This is a genomic window from Paenibacillus sp. 4624 (assembly GCF_050435065.1).
Classification (GTDB): domain Bacteria; phylum Bacillota; class Bacilli; order Paenibacillales; family Paenibacillaceae; genus Paenibacillus; species Paenibacillus amylolyticus_D.
On the sequence record NZ_JBNDJR010000018.1, the window covers coordinates 1 to 17996 of the forward strand.

Genomic DNA, 17996 nt, shown 5'->3' on the forward strand with positions numbered 1-17996 from the left:
CTCTTTTTTTAAGTTTCTTTCGAAGCTTATTTTCAATTGCTTGCCGCACCGTGTAAACCGTGTTTTCTTGGCCGGAATTAGAATATACCATGTATAACTACCACTTGTAAAGCATTATTTTAAAAATACATGAACAGGTCATAACCTTTACGAGAAGATGCATTTCAGGTTAACTTTACAGCATCCATACTCTAACTTGGAAATGTAATGTAGCAGCAATAACTACCTCTTCCGAATATGTTTCTACTTAATCTCGCAGTTGTCTGGAATTATCATTTCCATTCTGAATTATTTTCATTCTTACAGTCGGAATAATCTTTTCCATTTGGATAAATGACTATATCATTTCATACACGACTCTTTGTCTCTGAAGTCGGAGCGAGTACAAAGGTTCAGAACTGATCCACTTTTCACTTCGCTTTTCAAACACTTATTATAGAAGAAACAAAAAAGCGAAGCTCGATGTGATATCGTAGCTCCGCTTTCTTCATATGCAAACCAAACTTATTCTCCGCCGATAAACACGTAACGGCATATAACGATAACGGCCAGCACCCACATCAGCCAATGTATTTTCACTTTACGCTCAGTAACCAAGTTACTGAACACAGCCAATATAACATAGGATACGATACCTGCCGAGATCCCGTTAGCGATTCCACCTGTAAATGGCATCAGCACAATTGTAAGGAATGCAGGGAAAGCCTGCAGAAAATCATCCCACTCAATACTGCGAACTTGGCTCATCATAAGTACCCCTACGATAATCAGAGCTGGAGCCGTTGCGGCAGAAGGAACAACCAAAGCAAGTGGCGCGATAAACAAAGCAAGAATGAACAGCAAACCTGTGGTTACTGAGGTTAACCCTGTACGCCCACCAGCTTCAACACCCGAAGCACTTTCAACATAAGCCGTAATCGTACTTGTACCCAGTGCCGCACCTGCGCTGACACCGACAGCATCGACGAGCATGGCTTTACCAATCGTTTTCTCACCTTTAGCTTTATCCTTCATAATCCCCATACGTGTTGCCGTTCCAACCATCGTACCGAAGGTATCAAACAGCTCAACGAATGTGAAAATGAAGATGATTTCGAACAATCCAAGGCTAATTGCACCTTTCAGATCAAGCTGTCCGACAGCCAGGTCACTGAAGTTAGGCAGCCAGCTCGCGCTGGACAGACCACTCAAATTGGTTACCCCCATCGGAATACCAATCAGCGTTGTTGCTACGATACCAATCAACAAAGCACCTTTAACACGCATTACCATAAGAATTGCAATCAACAATAACCCAATTAACGCAAGTAATGCATCATGATGTGTAATAAAGTTCCCAAGAGACAAGTTGAAGCTGCTACCTGGAATCGGTTGGCTCAAATCTGCATCCGGTGCGACATTCACGGTTACTGCCACTAGATTGGCAAGTTTAAAACCGATGATCGTAATAAAAAGACCGATACCTACAGTAATTGCCATTTTAATGGATTGCGGAACTGCTACAAGCAACATTTGCCGAACTCGGGTCACGGTCAGAATAATGAACACGATACCCGAAAGGAATACAGCACCGAGGGCAGCCTGCCAGCTAATCGCACCATTGGAGCTCAGAACCACGGTCATAAAGTAGGCATTCAAACCCATACCCGGAGCGAGTGCAATCGGAACGTTCACGAACAACCCCATAATAATTGTCATTAATCCAGCACCAACGGCTGTTGCAAAGAATACTGCATTGTCGGACATCCCTGCCCCATTTTGTCCTAAGAACAATGTGTTTACAAATAGAATGTAAGCCATTGTCATAAAGGTAGTCAGACCCGCAACAATCTCCGTTCTAACATTTGTTCCGTTTTCTTTGAGTTTAAAGAAACGATCCATAATACACTAACTCCTCCTTAGAGATGTTGAAGCCATATTTATTGAAAAACGACAAATGACCCTGAGAAGTACTTTCCCCAGAGTTCAGCTTGACCAGAAGCAGCCACACGGCCTGTGACCAAGAACAAAAAAAATCCTAATGTGCGCGGGTGACTTTCCACCGCAGTCATGTAGAATTCATGTGCTTAGCCTGCTCCTCTTCGTAGCCAGATCATTAGGGTGATCTCGTAGAGACTCCCGGGCCAATCCCCAGGATTATACGAATTAGTATGCGCTTTTTGTTTGTTTCCCATCACCCATTTTAGGAGGGGGCTTCTATTTTGTCAATGACAAAAACGAATGATATATCTATATCATTCAATTAACGTTCGTATTATTTAACAAATCAAACCAGTTCAGCGATTTACATCCCCGATACTTATGCAATTGATAACGGATTCAAGGCCGGATATGTTCATATTTTCAGAGCAGAGCATTCCTTGAGGGGCATCAAAAAAGCCACCTTTTCATTATAAGTAAAACGTGATGGAAACAGCCATTCATTTATTTTTTATTAGAAAAATATACTTGCCATAGGTTTCCGTAATAAAACCCGCTTAGGTACTTTAAACTCATTCGACATGTTACGCAGCATTCTTTAACATACTAGGGCCTAATATAGCTTACAGCTACATCCAAGGAAGACAATCTCTATTTACTTAGCTACCAATTCCAATTCCGGTTCTAAAGTAAGACTCATAGCTCTTCTGGAACCTACGCTGCGCTTCATTTTGTTACATCTCATACCGATATATTAGAGGATAAATCACTTATACCGGAGGTTAAGAAATGTTTTTCTCAAAAAAGATAATTTTAGTGTTCCTTGGAATTACCCTTGCAATGGGAGGCATAGCCAACGCTACCTCCGCTGCTGAGTCAGGAGAATTATCCGTAACCCTGACAGGCAATTCTACCTTAGTTCCTGGTGATGTCGAGCGGGTAGATGTTGCAATCTCTAACAGCCTGGATACTCCAAAAATTAAATCGGCAACTATCGTTTTGAGCTATGATGAAAACATGTTTACCCTTAATGAAGAAGATGAAGAAGACGGATTACTCCGATTTGATGAGAAGTTGAAAAAATACATATGGAGAGACGATACTTTTTACATCCCATCCCATCAGTATGCAAGCAAAGACGACTATATCATTCAAAATCCTTATCCCGAGGACCTTGTCCCAAATGATGGAAAACAAGAGATTGTACTTTCAATTACAGCCAAGGATGGTCATTTTCTGGATTCCGCAGCAGGCGATCCGATTGTATCCTTCACGCTTATTACCAAGGAAAGTAGTTTGAATATGCAATCTTCCATTCAAGTTCTTACGGATAAGACGGTGTTGACTGATCTTGCAGGAAATATAGTAACAGATTATAAAACAGCCTCAGTAGATGTTTTGGTAGCTTTACCTAAAGAAATTTATATCGTAGAGGGTACAATGCGGCCCAGCTTCTTACCATTCATCTTCCCTATTAATACGGGGCAAGAATTGAATGCACTCGCCTACTTCGAGAATGGAGATGTCTTCTACATAACAGATGCCGCAACATGGAAGTCAAGTAATCCCGCAGTGTTAAAACCACATGGAACTGGCAATGTTCAAGCTGTCGGTCTCGGTACAGCGATTTTAAAAGTCACTTATGGTTCTGTCACTGGTGAACATGAAGTTAAAGTGGTGACCGCTGCAACAGCGGCCAAATTAAACGAAGAACCTCAGCCCTATGCTTCGATCATTAGATCTGATGTCAAACCGGAAAAAATTAAAATTATCATTAATGACAAATTAACGCACACCGGCCTTCTCTACAATGGAACAGTATATATTCCAATTCGTTCTGTGAGTGAAGCATTCAATGTTTTCATAGGATATGACCCTGTTAAAAAATTGCCGGTTCTCTTTGGGAGTCCGATCACACAATCCAGAAATTTCGCAGGCACAGCTTATGTTGAGGCCAAAAACCTCCCTTCATTACTCGGTGCGAAAGTAGTCAAATGGGATAACAAGAATAAAACACTATATCTCGAGTACAATCCCAAGAAAGAAGCTGCAAAATAACAGGTTTAGCTAAAAGATATATATGAAAACTCCCATCGTTTTGCATCTGTCTTGCAGACGAGAGGGAGCTTTTTTGGCCCTTCATTTTGTTCGCAGTATCTACGTTACTGCGAACAAAAAAATTGCCGAAAAGCTTGGATTACCAAGCCCTTCGGCATTTGAATGTTATAAGGTTTAACGTCCTGTAGCTAAGCCTACTCCCACTCGATCGTTGCAGGTGGTTTGGACGTTACGTCATAGACGATCCGGTTCACATTGTCCACTTCGTTAACGATCCGTACAGAGATTTTCTCCAAGACGTCCCAAGGGATACGTGCCCAGTCTGCTGTCATACCGTCGATGGATGTTACAGCACGGATACCTACAGTGTAGGAATACGTACGAGCGTCACCCATAACACCAACACTCTTCATGTTAGGCAGGGCGGTGAAGTATTGCCAGATTTCACGGTCAAGACCGGCTTTGGCGATTTCTTCACGCAGGATGTAGTCGGAATCACGAACAATTTTCAGTTTCTCTTCCGTCACTTCACCAAGTACACGGATCGCAAGACCCGGACCAGGGAAAGGCTGACGGTGAACAATTTCATCTGGCAAGCCACACTCCGTACCTACTTTACGTACTTCGTCCTTGAACAGTGTATTCAAAGGCTCGATCAGCTTGAAGTTCATGTCTTCCGGCAGACCGCCCACGTTGTGGTGGGATTTGATCGTCTGTGCCGTAGCTGTACCACTCTCCACGATGTCCGTGTACAGTGTACCTTGAGCCAGGAATTCAAAGTCATCAAACTGCTTGGACTCTTCATCAAATACGTAAATAAACTCGTTACCGATAATTTTACGTTTTTGCTCTGGATCATCCACGCCAGCGAGTTTGGACATGAAGCGTTCTTGTGCATCGATTTTGACAACCTTCATATCGAACTTGCCAACAAACGTCTCCATTACACTCTCTGCTTCACCTTTACGCAACAGACCGTGGTCGATAAACATACATGTCAGCTGATCGCCGATCGCTTTGTGCAGCAATGCCGCAACAACGGATGAATCGACACCGCCGCTGAGTGCACACAGCACTTTACCGTCGCCCACTTTTTCACGAATATCTCTAATCGTGTCATCAATAAAGGTTTCCATTGTCCAGTTACCTTCGCAACCACAGATTTCGAACAAGAAGTTGCGAATCATATCGTTACCGCGAACGGAGTGACGTACTTCCGGGTGGAACTGAACTGCATACAATTTGCGCTCGTCGTTACTCATCGCAGCGATTGGCGCACTTTCCGTGCCTGCATCCAGTTTGAAGCCCGGAGGCAATGTGACAACATGGTCACCGTGACTCATCCATACGGTATGTTCACCTTCGATGCCTTTAGCCAGTGCCGCACCTTCAGCAAACGCCAGATCAGCTTTACCATATTCACGTTTCTCGGAGCGCTCTACTTTACCTTCAAGCTGCTGTGCCATCAGTTGCATGCCATAACAGATTCCGAAGATTGGCAGTCCAAGATCATAGACACCCGGATCAACGTGTGGTGCATTCTCAGCGTATACGCTGGATGGGCCACCGGAGAATACGATCCCTTTTGGCGCCATTTCAGCAATTTTCTCCGCTGGTGTATTATACGGCAAAAGCTCGCTGTATACGCCAAGATCCCGGATTCTTCTGGCGATTAACTGGTTGTATTGCCCTCCAAAGTCAAGGACAACCACAATTTCATTTTGCTTATTCATTACCGTGCCTCCCTCAATTAATGAAACTAATTATACGCAACGACAAAACCTACCGTCAAGGAAAGACAAAACTCCATTTTTCGAGCATATAACGCAGAGATGTGACATCAGGCGACAACTGCTTCCATTCCCTGACCTGAAACTCTCCGGATGCACCTTTGTTCAACAACACCTGCACATATGCTCTACCCCTTATGTCCTCTTATAATTGGGTAAAAGCACCGATTTCATCCGCCATTTGCATAGAATAAAAGTCATTGCAAAGTCATCGTTATCAGCCGAGATGGTAAGTTGGTATTAAAGTTTGAAGAGCACATGTGCCGGCGGCATCACCAAATGAATTTGAACACGCTAACGATCACATCGAACCTTATTTTGCGCTCTAAGCAGTACTTGAAATTCTAACGATCCTCAGAAGCGTTATTTGGACTAGAACTCCCTAAATCAAGCCAAAACCATGTCATTTCAAGTAAATAAGGTTTCTGGTGATCGTTAGAATTTTAAAATAGCAACAAAAGGCTAAATAGCGTCGCTGGTGATCGTTAGAAATTGCGAAGTCTAATCTCGGTACACTGAGGTTTGAAAATAGACTATTGTTCATCTTCCTGTTCACTTCCAACGAGATTCGTTAGCATCCGCTCCGTTGCATCTCGATAGAGTGTAGTGGTGTAAATTAAAAAATCTCGTTCACCCTTGGGCAAACGAGACTGGTCAGGACTTAGCGCTGGCGTCTGGGGGAACGTCGGGCCAGGCGGAGTGCCCGGCGCAAGAAATCAAGACTGTCCGCGCGCAGCGGACGGTCTGGCCCGTATAGCAGCCGCTCCCAGTCGGCTGCAAAGCGCGCGACGTCCGCGCCGTCCGTGCCTGCGGCCACGGCGGGTGACGCTGCGTATTCCCGCAGCGTCATGCCCGGCGGCCGCGGGCCGTACCGGCGCGCAAGCGCGTGCCAGACCGGAGCGGCAGCCTGCAGCAGCCGCTCGCGGTCCGGGAAGCTGCTGCGCGGCCACGCCAGCAGCAGCCCAAGCCGCAGCGCGGGGCGAAGCCGCCGCGTGCAGGCCCATGCAGCGGCGCACAGCAACGCCGCTGCCGCAAGTGCCGTCGCGGCTGGCCACGGCGCCGCGACAAGGGCACGTGCGTGCGCGGCAAGCCATGCGCCCGCACGCTCCAGCCCGCCGCTGCCTGCACCCGGCAGCGGGGCTCCGTCGCCTGGCTGCGCCGAGGCGACCCCTGCGGCGCTGGCATCCACAGCCTGCGCCGAATCAAACCCCGGCGTAGCCTCAAACGGCATCCAGCCCACGCCGGGAAAATACACCTCCACCCAGGAATGGGCATCGCCTTGGGTGACGACAACACGCCCCGGGTTCTGCGGATCCGCTTGTCCTGGGGCATAACCTTTCACCCAACGTGCCGGTATACCCTCGGCACGAAGCAGCACAACCATGGCGGTGGAAAAATGGTTGCAATACCCCGCACGGGTCACAAATAAAAAATCATCCACAAAATCCGTCCCCCGTGGAGGCATTCGGGTATTCAGCGAGTAACGAGCGTTCGCTTTCAGATAACTGCGCACGGCCTGTACAGCATCGTACCGTGTTGCACTTGAACCAATGATCTCGGCAGCAAGATCCCTTACCCTCTCTGGAAGCGTATCTGGAAGCTGTAGATCCTTTCGGCGAATAGAGGCAGGATCGGATGTATTATTTCCGCCAGCATGCTTCTGTCCGCTCACGCTAGAGTTCTTCTTTCCATCCTTACTATCCTTGTCATCCTTGCCAGCACTCTTCCAATCCATTCCTGCACGCTGCCTGAGCTGTTCTGGTGTCACATTCGGCACCATCACATCTACCGTATAATTCCGGACAAGCTCATTCCTGTCCCTTCCCCCTGTAAGCCATAATGTGCCCGTAGATTCATTAGACAGCAGTCGCTTTTCATTCTTTTTATTAAAGGCATCACCATCCTGAAAAGACATACTTACCGGTAATCCTCCCGCAAAAAGTGGATTCGGACCACGCCACTCCCGTTCCATCGTGATGATCTGACGAACACGTTGCCAATAAGGATGCTCCTCCCATCCATCGGAACGTATCAGATCTGATGTGTTCACATAACGAAAGTGTTGCTCCGTATCACTCCAGGCACTCCCATTGTAGTAAGAACGGGTTTCCCCGCGCCAATACGTAGAGACAGGCGTCTTTGCTACAAATACAGGTTCATTCCCCTGTACCAGCGGTGCCCCCATAGGCGCATCAACCGTGCTATATCCCGTCATACTTAGAGAAGCCGGTACACTGCCTGAAGGAGTGTATCCTGCCCATCTAGCCAAACGCTCGACCGTATCCATAACAGAGAGTTGTCCGGCAGGTGACACAACACTGAGCCGTGCAGGAAGTGTAGATATCAACACCACACAGAACGCCGTACCCACCGATACAGCCATCCAATACAAATAAATCTTGCTCCGTATCCGATGGGAGCTGTTCTTTTTACGTCGTGCCACCCTATTGAATGCACTTTCCTGATCCTGCGCATCATGACCTGTTCCTTCCGAAAGTCGCAGCAGGTGAAGCATGCCCTGGATGCATAGCAACCAGCATACCGAACGAACCACCGAGCCATAAGCATCATATCCGACAACACTCTCCAGCAGGATAAGATAAACTAACGTTCCCGTGCCAAACAGAGATATGCTGCGACGAAGCAATACCAAGTACTGTACCGAAGCAAGCAACATGCTCCAGCCGCACAACATAAATAAACCTCTGGTTTCCCTGCTCATCACACGAAAACGTCCTGTGTCGATCCACTCCCCCAGATCAGCATTAAGCACCCCAGGATAAGATAAGCCCCATTCGACAGGATGACTCCCCCCATACATCACACACAGTGCAACGTATATCATAGGGATGCGTAGCGCGATACTGGCCATCCAGCCTGTACGTAGCAGGCCAGCGGATAGAAGGATGGCTGAATAGCCAGCCATGACAGTGGCAAATCGCTCACTGCCTACCTGACCATCAGTAGTCACAGGATATATCCATTCCATGCACAATCCGAGCAGTCCCGCTGTGATAAGCCATAGATATAACACAGGAGTTGAGAGATACATAGACGAAAACAAGAACGGTTTTATTTCCGATCGCTGTGCCTGCACTGACTGTCCAGCAAGAACTGCAGCGTCGGGTTGCTGTTTCATTTTACGCCCCCACATCAACAATCCTCACCTTTCCGCCCAGCAAAGTTCCAACGGTTGTAACAGACTCCTGATAGACCATCTTTACCCCTTTGGATACAAGGCGTTCAGTCCACGCTTGCGAACGGTTCGCCTGTACTACAGACGAACTCAGTGCAGCTGATGCTCCAGGAGGTTCCTCCCCTTTACCCGCCGCTCCCCTCATCTGTCCGTTCATGTGAACTCGCTGACTCGCTCTCTTCCCCGCAGCCTGATTCTCCCGTGAATGAGAGGACAAATATCCGCCGCTTCCGGAGTCTCCATCCATTGTTACGGAATTCCCTGTTAGATAAACACTGGCCTGGAGGCCAAGTGCCAACGCATACTCGATCCATTCGACCAAACGTTCATCCAGCTGTCCGGTGAAGACCATGATACTTGATCCATGTGGAAGATGCTCCAGTCTGTCCACGCCAAGCCGTTCTCCAATCCACCCCTGTTCCTGATGTAATCGGGCATAAGCAAGTCGTCTTAGCGCATCGTCCAAACTGTCGGCATGTTCTCCACCATCCCTCTTTCTTTCACGAACTGCGTAACTGCTACGGTTCGTTTGAGTTTCGTACCCTGCATTCCCTTCTAAAGGCATGTCCAGTTTACCTGCCAGTTCATCTCCACTTAACCAAAGCTGACAAGGCATTTGTGCGTCTATTGCTTCACGTACCCAACTCGCCGCACCAATCACTGCTCGTTCGAACACTTCCTGATCACTTTCCTCTGCCCCAAACCTCTCGTATCCTGAGCTCTCTTCGTATACCATGATTGCGAGTGAGGTACTTTGCGGCATGTCAGGAATCAGCGTATGCAACTTTCCGCTTCTCGCTGAGCTCTTCCAATGAATTCGGTTAAACGAATCCCCTGGTCTATATTCACGAATTTCTGTTCCGGGGACGCCTTGCAACGGATGTAGCACTCCCATACCTTCGCCATGATCCGTCCAAGCTTCCGGCCAGATTGATGTTCCAGCATTCCCGGTTCCAGGCACTACAACAACAGGCTCTTCACCTTTAATTATAGTGTAGACTCTGTTCCAACCAAAAACATCCCCCCAGTACACTCGCCCTTCCTCCCAAACATGCACTCCTCGGGTAAGACCTGTTATCTCATACTGATAAGACCATCGTCTTTTGAAGCCTGGAAAAAGCAATTTGCGATGTATACCCCCAGGGGTGTTATCGCATACCACGAGCCATAGTAGCGGAAGCGGACACCTCACCTGTAAATCAACCCGAACACGGATGCTTTCTCCTGCTGTGATCTGTCCTTGTCGTAAATGTCTGTGTATTTCTATGTGACGGGGACCAAACACTCGCAGGAGTATTCCATATATCACAACAAGCACGGATACCGCTGCCAAGAACAACGCTGATTTTCCGCCATGCCAGAAATAGAGACCACACAGAAGAAGAGCTATCAGCACTTGAGCTATATTCCCGCGAAACCCGCTCATGCGCGTCGTCCCCTTCCCTGCCCACTCATCTGCACAGGTACAGGCACAGACGACAATACTTCACGGATGACTTGCTCTTGCACTGCACTTCCGTCTGCTCTGTTCATTGATTTCAACTGAATTCGGTGGGCGAGAACCGGTACAGCGAGGGATTGCACATCATCCGGCACAACGTAACTACGACCTTGTAAGTAGGCATATGCCTGCACGGCTGTCATCCAGGCCAGCGTCCCACGGGGACTGATGCCCAGTCTTACGGCGTCATGACTTCTCGTAGCTACAGCGACAGCCACAAGATATTGCTTGATCACGGCATCCACATGTACCTGCCTTACTTCACGCTGCATGGCCACCACTTCCTCAGCCAGCATAATCGGACGCATGTTCTCTAACATATCCTTGCTACGCTCACGAGAAAGCAGTTCTACCTCCTGCTCCGGCTCGGGATATCCTAGCGTAATCCGCATCATGAAGCGATCCAACTGCGCTTCCGGCAAACGGTAGGTACCTTCGAATTGCAACGGGTTCTGGGTTGCAAGCAGCAGAAACGGTTTCGGCAATGCGTGAGTTGTGCCGTCTACGGTCACACTGCGTTCCTCCATGGCTTCCAATAACGAAGACTGTGTCCGGGGAGATGCCCGATTAATCTCATCCGCAAGCACGATATTGTTCATCAGCGGCCCGGGTCTGAAGCTAAACTCTCCTGTAGATGCGTGATATATAGATACACCCGTCACATCGGCTGGCATGACATCCGAAGTACATTGAATGCGCCCCATCGCACAGCTTAATGACGAAGCCACGGTGCGAATCAGCATCGTTTTCCCTGTACCCGGTACATCCTCCAACAGAACATGGCCTTCACTAAGCATAGCAGCAATGATATATTGAATTTCCTGTTTCTTGCCAATGATCACATCAGCAATTCGATTGCTGAGCCTGTTTAACAGTTCGGCAGCATGATCATGCTCTATTCTCACTCTGGTCACCTGAACCACACTCTCCTTCCTTGCCTATGAATCCTGATTATCATAATCTATGATTCATTGTTGCCCGGAAGTAGAGAGAATAGTCAGCTGAACTGCTGTTTCTTTCAAATTATGCTATAAAAATGCCTGTGCTCCATAGACGTCCAAGGCGGCTCCACGGTGATTACCCACCCACTGCCCTTGGATTGGACTGTATACTTCTTTGCTCCAAGTTGCTCTATCAAATCACCCGCTGACACCCAGATCGTGCCATCACGGCTCTCCATCACAGCTTGAACCGTCTGGCCATCCTGATCATGCAATCGTTTGGACGTCAATGTTCCCATCGCCGGATTAACTTGCACTATGCGATCTTTCCACCATGTGGTTGCCGTACCTGACGTTTGATCCCAGCTTATACTGCCTTCCAGCTTGTTCATATAACCGCGCAAGGGAACCAATATCGTCTGGTCTTTGATGCGATATTCGTCCGGCTTGAGTTCGACGGTCATATTTCCCAATTGAATTTTGAGTGGTTTGGCTACGATCCATTGCTCTGCATTTGTGTTTACATGTTTGGCAATCCAGCTTGCCGACGGAGACTGGCGATATTTATATTTCACCGCAGGTTTGACCTGGAATTGCACAGGTTTGTCCGAAGCTTGCATCACTTCAAAACGATACCCCTGCTGTTTGTAGTATCGAATAATATCCGGCAATGCCTTGACGGTCTCGGCATGCGCACCCCCATCATGCATCAGCACAACAGCAGAAGACACGCCTGCTGGTACATCTGTTGCATGAGCGACAATGTCGCTAGCGGGCACATTTCTCCGTTTGGAATCCCCGCTGTCAACGTTCCAGTCCATGACAGCGTATCCTCCCTTTTTCAACAGATCAAAATAAGTATGGTCAAAATGTCCATATGTTCCACCAGGCGCTCTGACAAGTGCAGGGCGAATGCCTAAAATGTTGTTAATGATATCTTCCGTGCGCTTGATCTGCTGCCAGAACGTTTGAAAGTTCCGGTATAACTCTTTATATTCATGGTTATATGTATGATTGCCGATAACATGTCCTTCACTTGCAATTCGTTTGATCATTCCCGGCATGCGTTCTGCCTGCTCTCCCAGCACATAAAAAGTAGCCGGAACATCCTCATCGCGTAAAATATCCAATACCTCAGACGTATGTTTGCCCGGACCATCGTCAAAACTCAAGTAGACAACCTTGTCTGATGTTTTGCTTTTCCCCGCTGCTGCTGCGGACGGCACGTTAGCTCCAAACACACCTGCCAGTAGCAATGCAGCGAGTGTGAACCATAAGGATAAATATTTCCGCATACGTACTCTTCCACAGGAATGATTTGAAGTTTGCTGCTCAATCAACTGCCCATTTCGTTGCATCATCTCGTGAGATCCCTGCGTCATTTGTAAATCAACCTCCAGCACTCTATTGAATTTGCTGATAGACTTCAGCAGATTTGTTAGAATTATATGGAGGCAGGTCGCAAAAAAGACGTCAACTCATCTATTATTTTCAACAAATATACCTGACTTCAATATGGGGACATTGATTCTTAATCAGCAATTCGGTAGCATTAGGAAATAACGAACATGAAACGGGCATCATCTACTTCGAAGGCCTGATTCATATGACACCACCAGGAGTGTGAATCTATTGGAATTACTTGAGAAGGTCCAGCAACTATTTGGGTCTTACGGATATAGTGTATTGTTCTTCGGCCTGCTGCTGGAGTTTATTGCTCTTCCCTTCCCAGGCGAAACAACGATGGCATATGCGGGTTACTTGTCGTACAGAGGACAGCTTGATATCGGAACGCTTATCATTCTAGCCTTTCTTGGGACAACGATTGGCATGACCATTACGTATTTTATTGGGGCCAAAGCCGGGCTGCCTTTTATTGTGAAATATGGAAAATGGTTTTTACTCAAACCGGACAAGCTGGACAAGACGCAAAAATGGTTTGCCAAATACGGTTATGGCCTTATATTTATAGGATACTTCATCCCTGGAGTTCGCCATTTCACAGGTTATTTCTCCGGTATAGCTGCGATTCCGTTTCGCAAGTTTGCTTTATATGCCTATTCTGGTGCTTTGTTCTGGGTAGTGTTATTCCTTGGGATCGGTAAGGTGTTCGGTCCTGGATGGAGCGCGGTATTCACACTGGCTCATCAATATACAGCATACATCCTTGCCCTAATTGCATTGCTTGTGATCGCTGGGATCGTCTATCGTTACCGCAAAGCCTTGTTCACTCGTTCCCGTCGCAAGCGCCCCCCTGTTCGTCAGCGCCAAAAACAAAATGCGGACTAATGATGAGTCCATTTAACCTTTAAAAATACAGAAGCCGTGAATATGCGGCTTCTTTTTGTTTGCTTTTATTGGGATATGAAGACCGAATATCCTTTCATTCATATTTTTTTCATAAACTAAAACACTCCCGGTCATACTACTTTCAACTAAAGGATGGGTGAGGGGGAGAAATGGATGGCTAGAGATACACAAATTGCACATGAAACGCATGCCATTCATCCAGATCTGGCTGAGAATATTGCCTATTGCAAAAAAATGATGGGGAATAGCAATGACTTGATGATTCGTCCATTGCAAAGCCTGCACAAATGGCCTTCGATACTGCTATACATTGATGGACTCGTCGATACTCAAGTGGTAAACCAAGCCGTCCTTCACCCCTTGATGCAAGTGCGCAACTTGCCCGATTTCTCAGCGGATGATGAACACCTGAGCTATCTTCAGAATGATGTCCTCACCGCCAGTGAAGTACTGTTCATCGATGATATGGATGCTGCCTTGAAATCCATGCTGGCAGGCGAAGCTATCCTTCTGCTGGATGGATCTACCCGCGGGCTCAAAATCGGTGCTGCAGGTTGGGAAGACCGCGCTGTAGGCGAACCCGTCTCTCAAACCGTTGTGCGTGGACCAATGGAAGGATTCACAGAAAATTTGCGTACGAATACAGCTCTGATTCGCAAGCGCATTCGTGACCCTCAGCTTTGGATTGAGGAGCGTGAGATTGGACGTGTCACCAAAACCAGGGTAGCTGTCTTATATCTGGAGCACACCGTCAACGAAGATGTTGTTGATGAGCTCCGCAGACGGCTGGATGAAATTGATATCGACAGTATTCTGGAGAGCGGGTACATTGAGGAACTGATTCAGGACAAAACCACGACAATCTTTCCAACGGTTTACAACAGCGAACGTCCAGATACGGTATCTGCCGCACTGCTTGAAGGGCGAGTTGCCATCATTATAGATGGTACACCGTTTGTGCTGCTTGTACCTGCATTATTCATGCACTTCTTTCAATCTCCTGAAGATTATTATCAGCGTGCTGATATCAGTTCCCTTGTTCGTTTGCTGCGATATTTATCGTTTCTGATCGCGATGCTGGCTCCATCCTTTTATATCGCTATTTCGACATTTCATCAGGAGATGCTGCCAACCACCTTGTTGATCAGCTTGGCTGCCCAGCGTGAAGGTGTGCCTTTCCCAGCCTTCATTGAAGCGGTTCTGATGGAATTAACCTATGAAATACTGCGAGAAGCGGGCATTCGAATTCCGAGAACGGTCGGACAGGCCGTATCCATTGTAGGCACACTTGTTATCGGACAAGCCGCGGTAGAGGCAGGTGTTGTCTCGGCGGCGATGGTTATTATCGTTTCCATCACGGCGATCTCCAGCTATGTCATTCCGGAGAACGGATTGTCTATTTCGGTTCGTATTTTGCGTTTTATTCTGATGATGGCGGCGGCAGCTTTTGGATTCTATGGCATCCTGATTGCGTTGCTCATTACGTTGACTCACCTTTGCAGCTTGCGCTCTTTTGGGGTCTCGTACATGTCTCCTTTTGCCCCCTTCATTCAGAATGATCTGAAAGATACGCTGTTTCGTGTTCCGTGGTCACATATGAAAACCCGCCCGTTATCCAACGGCACTTCGAACGTAACGAGGCAGAAACGTAAAAAAACCAAGCGTTAGTGAAGGCAGGAGAACAAGTTATGATGAAATGTTTACGCGTCATGCTATCCCTCGTCGTTATACTGCCATTGCTGAGCGGTTGCTGGGATCGCCAGGAGCTGAATCAGCTAGGAATTATGCTTGGTCTGGGTGTAGACCGAGACGGCGACATGATTAAAGTTAGTGCACAAGTGGTTGTGCCTCGTGAGGTTGCCAAAGGCCAAGGAACTAATGCTACATCAGTTACCCAATACCAAGCAAGTGCCCGTACACTGCTTGAAGCGATTCAAAAACTTACCGAGACAAGCCCTCGCGCCATCTTTATGGCTCATATCCGGGTGTTAGTATTCGGAGAAGAGTTTGCGCGAAAAAATGGCATATATGACGTCATAGAAGCACTATTAAGGGAACCAGACGTACGTCCGGACTATTATGTGATGGTAGCTCGTAAAACGACGGCCTCCAACATTTTGAACGTGCTCACTCCGCTGGAAAACATTCCGGCAGAAAAATTGTTTAACGCTCTTGATATTTCCGCCAAAAGCTGGGCTCCGACAACAACCGTGACCAGTGACAAGCTGATGCAATACATTCTTACGCCCAGTATGTCCCCGGTCATTACTGGAGTCGAGCTTGTTGGAAATGAAGAGGGAAGTGGAGAAACCAAAAATGTTGAGAGCATCAAACCACCGGCATCTCTCCATTTTAGCGGCCTTAGCGTGTTTCGGAAAGATAAGCTGATTGGCTGGCTTGATCAGGATAAGTCTAAAGGCTACAACTACATTCGTGACAATGTGAAATCGACAATAGGACCAACCCAATGTCCAGGTGGGGGCTACGTTACTCTAAAAACACTCCGTACCAAGACCGATCATAAGGTCAAAATGGTTCGGGGCGAGCCCCAAATCCATCTGAAAGTCAATACGATCTCCGTCATCGGTTCCGTCGACTGTGAGATGGAGATCGGTTCGATGGAAGCCATCAAACAATTGGAGGAACTGGCACAGGACCGAATTGTCGAATTGATGAAAGGAACCGTAAGTCTGGTGCGTAGCAAATATAAAGTGGACATCTTCGGCTTCGGACAAGACATCTATCATAAACACCCGAAACTCTATAAAAGAGAAGAAAAGAATTGGGATAAATACTTTCAAAATCTAGATATTAAATATGAGGCTAACGTGCAAATCCGTCGCATAGGCACGTTGGACAATTCATTTATGAAAAAAGCCAAGGAGTGAGTGCGCTTGCTGCTATCGATTGCAGTTATCGTTATCGGGTGCCTGATGGGGGTGATCGATCTACCTAAGTTATGGAAAAACAAGGAGTGGAAAGAAGTCACTGTCTATTCCTTGTTATTGCTGACAGGCACCTTTTTTGGTGTTGTCGCGGTCAATCTATGGGAGTTTCCAAGCCCGCTCTACATTATCATCTGGATTTACAAACCCGTGAATCAATTACTGGCTTATATTACGGGGAGCTAGCCAAAGGGGAGTTGACAACATGCTGGAGCAAGGTCGGCTTGGCATTAGACAATTATGTATCTTGACCATTTTGATTATTGCCGGTGACATGATGATGATCTACCCCTCAGTGATCGCAACCTATTCGGGGCAAAATGCCTGGCTTTATGCCTTAATCGGTGTTCCTCTTGGCATGGGCTTAATGTATCTGTTCGTCAAACTCGCAGATACGTATCCAAATGAAAATTTAATTGGCGTTTTTCGCAAAATCCTTGGATTTTGGCCAGGTACAGTGTTATCCCTGTTTTACCTGATGTATTTTATTTTTAGCTCTGCAGCACAATCACGGGTTGTTGGTGATTTCATGACCAGTCAAATTTTTTTATATACGCCCATACGGGCTGTGCTTTTTATTTTTGTAATCCCTATCGGCTGGGCTCTGTATAACGGACTGGAAACCATCGGGCGAAGCAGTGAAATACTCGTACCGATTATTACTACTTTTATGTTTATTTTAGTCGTTTTTTTGTTGCCCGAGGTACAATTAAACCAGCTTGTACCCTTTACGGACACCACCTTTAGCCAGTTTACGCATGGGATTGTGATCGGTTTTATCTATCCGGTCGGTGAAGCCCTTCCCATTCTGATGATTCTTCCATATGCAAGTCAACAAGCTCACCGCACCCGTGATCTGATGATATCTGCCGGATTTGGTAATCTGCTCATGGCCATTCTGGTTACGATTTCTATGCTGGTTATGGGACTTTTTCTTACTCAGCACACGATTTTTGGTTCTTTTGTATTATCCCAAAAAATCAATATCGCTAATTTCTTTCAGCGTATTGAGGTTCTAATGGCTTCTTCCTGGTTGATATCCACCTACTTTAAAGCCACCGTTTATTTGTATGCCTTTGTTCTTGGTGTCGCTGAGCTTTTTCGCTTCAAAACCCACCAATTTCTCATTTTGCCATGCGTACTGATTGTGTATGCGCTATCTAACATTTTGACACCCAATATGCCCTTTTTTAATACAACCGTCATTCCCTATTGGCTCGAGTGGGATTTTACTGTGAGCCTGGTCTTACCTGTCTTGCTGTTAATCATTCATCTGATTAAATCCCGGTTAACAACCATAAAAGGTAAAACAAATTCATAAAAGGAGGGTGAAGA

13 protein-coding genes and 1 riboswitch are annotated in these 17996 nt (G+C 46.9%); of the genes, 6 read left to right on the forward strand and 7 right to left on the reverse strand.

Annotated elements, in window-relative coordinates; translation table 11 throughout:
- Nucleotides 1-504 precede the first annotated feature (504 nt).
- On the reverse strand, nucleotides 505-1881 hold the full coding sequence (locus tag ABIE27_RS27975) for an NCS2 family permease (RefSeq protein WP_123066895.1): 1377 nt from the start codon (nucleotides 1879-1881) through the stop codon (nucleotides 505-507).
- Between the two features lie 38 nt (nucleotides 1882-1919).
- Nucleotides 1920-2051, reverse strand: coding sequence for a hypothetical protein (locus tag ABIE27_RS27980; RefSeq protein ID WP_429352057.1), 132 nt, complete (start codon nucleotides 2049-2051; stop codon nucleotides 1920-1922).
- A 13-nt stretch (nucleotides 2052-2064) separates the two neighbouring features.
- Nucleotides 2065-2164: riboswitch (purine riboswitch) on the reverse strand.
- 545 nt (nucleotides 2165-2709) lie between these two features.
- Here ABIE27_RS27980 and ABIE27_RS27985 point away from each other — a divergent pair.
- On the forward strand, nucleotides 2710-3978 hold the full coding sequence (locus tag ABIE27_RS27985; protein ID WP_123066894.1) for a hypothetical protein: 1269 nt from the start codon (nucleotides 2710-2712) through the stop codon (nucleotides 3976-3978).
- A gap of 194 nt (nucleotides 3979-4172) precedes the next feature.
- Here the strand turns inward: ABIE27_RS27985 and guaA are convergent, their stop codons facing one another.
- The 5 genes from guaA to ABIE27_RS28010 form a co-directional block, all read right to left on the reverse strand.
- On the reverse strand, nucleotides 4173-5711 hold the full coding sequence (gene guaA, locus ABIE27_RS27990) for a glutamine-hydrolyzing GMP synthase (RefSeq protein WP_123066893.1): 1539 nt from the start codon (nucleotides 5709-5711) through the stop codon (nucleotides 4173-4175).
- Between the two features lie 718 nt (nucleotides 5712-6429).
- Nucleotides 6430-8907, reverse strand: coding sequence for a DUF4129 domain-containing transglutaminase family protein (locus ABIE27_RS27995; protein ID WP_161557047.1), 2478 nt, complete (start codon nucleotides 8905-8907; stop codon nucleotides 6430-6432).
- A gap of 1 nt (nucleotide 8908) precedes the next feature.
- Nucleotides 8909-10390, reverse strand: coding sequence for a DUF58 domain-containing protein (locus ABIE27_RS28000; RefSeq protein ID WP_123066891.1), 1482 nt, complete (start codon nucleotides 10388-10390; stop codon nucleotides 8909-8911).
- Nucleotides 10387-11379 carry an AAA family ATPase gene (locus ABIE27_RS28005; protein WP_123066900.1) on the reverse strand — a complete coding sequence of 331 codons (993 nt, stop codon included), beginning with the start codon at nucleotides 11377-11379 and terminating at the stop codon, nucleotides 10387-10389. Before ABIE27_RS28005 ends, ABIE27_RS28000 begins: the two co-directional genes overlap by 4 nt.
- Nucleotides 11380-11483: 104 nt before the next feature.
- The gene (locus ABIE27_RS28010) at nucleotides 11484-12788 is read right to left on the reverse strand and encodes a polysaccharide deacetylase (protein ID WP_161557046.1); all 1305 of its coding nucleotides are present in this window, start codon (nucleotides 12786-12788) and stop codon (nucleotides 11484-11486) included.
- A gap of 250 nt (nucleotides 12789-13038) precedes the next feature.
- On the opposite strand from ABIE27_RS28010, the gene ABIE27_RS28015 reads away from it, so the two are divergent.
- The 5 genes from ABIE27_RS28015 to ABIE27_RS28035 all read left to right on the forward strand — a co-directional run bounded on the left by ABIE27_RS28015 (nucleotide 13039) and on the right by ABIE27_RS28035 (nucleotide 17982).
- On the forward strand, nucleotides 13039-13695 hold the full coding sequence (locus tag ABIE27_RS28015) for a DedA family protein (RefSeq protein WP_123066890.1): 657 nt from the start codon (nucleotides 13039-13041) through the stop codon (nucleotides 13693-13695).
- A 174-nt stretch (nucleotides 13696-13869) separates the two neighbouring features.
- Entirely contained in the window at nucleotides 13870-15384 is a 1515-nt protein-coding gene (locus ABIE27_RS28020) for a spore germination protein (RefSeq protein ID WP_123066889.1), read from the forward strand.
- A 20-nt stretch (nucleotides 15385-15404) separates the two neighbouring features.
- The gene (locus ABIE27_RS28025; RefSeq protein WP_123066888.1) at nucleotides 15405-16604 is read left to right on the forward strand and encodes a Ger(x)C family spore germination protein; all 1200 of its coding nucleotides are present in this window, start codon (nucleotides 15405-15407) and stop codon (nucleotides 16602-16604) included.
- A gap of 6 nt (nucleotides 16605-16610) precedes the next feature.
- Nucleotides 16611-16847, forward strand: coding sequence for a hypothetical protein (locus ABIE27_RS28030; protein WP_123066887.1), 237 nt, complete (start codon nucleotides 16611-16613; stop codon nucleotides 16845-16847).
- A gap of 19 nt (nucleotides 16848-16866) precedes the next feature.
- A complete protein-coding gene (locus ABIE27_RS28035) occupies nucleotides 16867-17982 on the forward strand; it encodes a GerAB/ArcD/ProY family transporter (RefSeq protein ID WP_429352058.1) in 1116 nt (371 codons plus the stop codon).
- The last annotated feature ends 14 nt before the right edge of the window (nucleotides 17983-17996 follow it).